At 67.4% G+C, this 2,940-nt stretch carries 3 protein-coding genes; all 3 read left to right on the top strand.

What is annotated here, in order from left to right; genetic code table 11:
• Positions 1–55 precede the first annotated feature (55 nt).
• The 3 genes from E1264_RS41710 to E1264_RS41700 all read left to right on the top strand — a co-directional run bounded on the left by E1264_RS41710 (position 56) and on the right by E1264_RS41700 (position 2,637).
• Positions 56–1,228, top strand: a complete 1,173-nt coding sequence (locus tag E1264_RS41710; RefSeq protein WP_132182969.1) for a histidine kinase — start codon at positions 56–58, stop codon at positions 1,226–1,228.
• A gap of 266 nt (positions 1,229–1,494) precedes the next feature.
• On the top strand, positions 1,495–2,190 hold the full coding sequence (locus tag E1264_RS41705) for a response regulator transcription factor (RefSeq protein ID WP_132182967.1): 696 nt from the start codon (positions 1,495–1,497) through the stop codon (positions 2,188–2,190).
• Positions 2,191–2,349: 159 nt separating this feature from the next.
• On the top strand, positions 2,350–2,637 hold the full coding sequence (locus E1264_RS41700) for a chaplin family protein (RefSeq protein WP_132182965.1): 288 nt from the start codon (positions 2,350–2,352) through the stop codon (positions 2,635–2,637).
• Positions 2,638–2,940: the final 303 nt, after the last annotated feature.

Here is a 2,940-nt window from a genome sequence, read left to right as displayed (position 1 = left end):
GGGGTCCGACCTGTGGCTGATCCCCGGCTGAGCTGCGGTTACGTACGCTGTCGGCATGGTCGTGCGGGCGTGGGACTGGCTGCGGGGCAGGAAACCCCTGGTCGACGCGTTTTTTGCGACGCCCCTGTTGTTCCTCTCCCTCCCCGGGCTGGCGGGGGACTCGTACGGGATCGGCAAGGGCACGTACGTCTTGATGTCGGTCGTGCTGACGGCCCCCCTCGTCTTGCGGCGCACCTTCCCCCGGGCGGTCTTCGCCGTGGTCGCGTTGATCTCGTTCGTCCAGTGCGTGTTGAACGTGATCCCCGTCTTGGCGAACGTCGCCGTCCTGATGGGGCTCTACACGGTCGCGGCCGGCTGCTCGTTCCGGTGGGGCTTGGCGGCGGTGTTGAGTACGGGGGTGGGGGCCGCCATGGCGACGTGGCGTTATCCGGATGGCGCGGATGACAGGAAGTACACGTTCGCCATGCTGGCTGTGGTCGTGGCCGGTGTGTGGCTACTCGGCCTGCACATGCGTACGCGCCGTGCGTATCTGCGTTCGGTGGAGGAGCGGGCCGAGCGGCTCGAGCGTGAACGCGACAACCAGGTCAAGATGGCCACGGCCGCCGAGCGCGCGCGTATCGCCCGCGAGCTCCACGACGTCGTGGCGCACAACGTCAGTGTGATCGTGGTCCAGGCGGATGGCGCGTCCTATGCCATCGACACCGATGTGGGACGGGCCAGGCAGGCCCTGGAGACGATTTCGTCGACGGGTCGGCTGGCGCTCGCTGAGATGAGGCGGGCCTTGGGCGTCCTGCGCGAGAACGACGATGTGGGCGTGTTCGCACCGCAGCCGGGGGTGGCGCAGATCGACGAGTTGGTGGAGCAGGTCCGTGCGTCCGGGCTTCCGGTGACGTTCACGGTCGACGGGACACCGGCGGTCATGTCGGAGGGACGCCAGCTGACCGTCTTCAGGATCGTCCAGGAGGCGTTGACCAACACGCTCAAGCACGGCGGTCCTCGCGCGGCCGTGTCGATCCTGTTGCGGTACGCGGGCGACGCCCTGGAGATCCGGGTATCCGATGACGGCCGCGGCGCCGCGGCGCCCGATGACGGCCGGGGCCATGGCCTCGCCGGGATGCGGGAGCGCGTCGCCGTGTACGGCGGCAGCGTCCGCGCGGCGCCGCGTCAGGGAGGCGGGTTCGAGGTGGTTGCACGGATCCCGGTACGGGAGGAGGTGGACGCGGCATGAGAGCAGGGCTGGGCGTCCGGGTCTCGCCTGTCCGGAGGCAGGGACCGCCTGGCCGGTTGCGGAAGTCTCGCCTGAGCAAGGCACAGGGCCTCTTTGATCGGCGGCATGAGGGTCGCCTGAGCAACGTACGGGCCTCGTTTGACCGGCAGCGCGAGCGTCGCTCTGGCCGATGGTTGCGTGAGTGTTGCCCGAGCGACGGCGTGAGTGTCGTCCTGATGAGAGCGTGAGTGTCGACCGGCCGACGAGGTCGTCCATAGGGAGGGTGCATGACGGAGGTGGACGGCGTGGCGCCCATCCGTGTGGTCCTGGTCGACGACCAGGAACTGGTGCGGGCCGGGTTCACGATGGTGCTGGACGCGCAGCCGGACATCCAGGTCGTCGGTGAGGCGGGCGACGGTGTGCAGGCGCTCGAACTGCTGCGCGGGACGCAGGCGGATGTGGTGCTCATGGACGTCCGGATGCCGCGCATGGACGGGATCGAGGCGACCCGGAGGGTCGTGGCCCAGTCGGGGCCGAAGGTCGTCATCCTGACCACGTTCGACCTCGACGAGTACGCGTTCGCGGCGATCAAGGCCGGGGCGGGCGGGTTCCTGCTGAAGGACGCCGGACCGGCGCAGCTGATCGAGGCGATCAAGGCCGTGCATTCGGGCGATGCGGTGGTGGCGCCGAGCACGACGAAGCGGCTCCTGGATCGGTTCGCGGTGCATCTGCCGGACGCGGAGGAGGAGGCGAGCAGAGGTCTGGAGAGCCTCACCGAGCGGGAGGGTGAGGTGCTGAGGCTCGTTGCCCGCGGGATGTCGAACGCGGAGATCGCGGAGCAGTTGTACGTCTCGGAGGCCACCGTCAAAACGCATATGGGACGGATCCTGATGAAGCTCGGCTTGCGAGATCGGGTCCAGGCGGTCGTGTTCGCCTATGAGACAGGCCTGGTCAAAAGCGGCCAAAGGGACAACCCTGTGTAGTGAGATTGTCACTCCATGATGACCATTTGCCATCATCATGGGGGTTGCCATCGATCTAGCCGAGTGTAGCTGGGTAACTACCGTACGCGACGCCGCCTTATTGTGCGACGTCGGCAATTGTCACATCGGGCCTGCTAAGCCACGTACGGGAGGACTCTCGTGTTCAAGAAGCTTGCCGCCACCGGCATCCTCGGCTTCGCGGTCGCTGGCGCCGCCCTGGCCTCGACGCCCGCGTACGCCGGTGTCTACGGCGGTGGCCACGGAAAAGGCCACGGCAAAGGTCACGGCTCTTTCAACCACAACAAGACCAGCGGTGACCACTCGATCCTGGGCGGCACCCAGGTGATCGCGCCGATCTCGATCCCGGTGAACGTCTGCGGCGTTGCGGTCGGGGTCCTCGGCGAAGCTCAGGCAGCCTGCAAGGGTGGTGCGTCCGTCAAGAACTGAACTCTTCATCCTGACCAGGAATCGAAAAGGTGCGGCTTCTGTGCCGCATTGGGACGGCTCGCTGGTCCTGATGAACCGGGCGTTCACGCCCATCGCTGAAGCGTCGGAACCCGAAGGGGCCTCCGGCGCTTCCGCGTTCCAGCGCATGTTTCCGTGGCCATCCTCCGGACGGGCATGGCGTGTCCTCCAGGCAGGTGGGCGTCAGGCAAGCACGCACGAGCACGCCCAGGCAAATACGCACCAGCGAGTTAGGGATGCACACACGGGCGTGCTCGGCGGGCAGGCGCGAGCGTGTCCGGAAAG

The sequence above is a fragment of the Actinomadura sp. KC216 genome, assembly GCF_004348535.1.
Lineage (GTDB): Bacteria > Actinomycetota > Actinomycetes > Streptosporangiales > Streptosporangiaceae > Spirillospora.
Note: the sequence above shows the minus strand (reverse complement) of the source record. Positions and strands in the feature narration are given on the sequence as shown.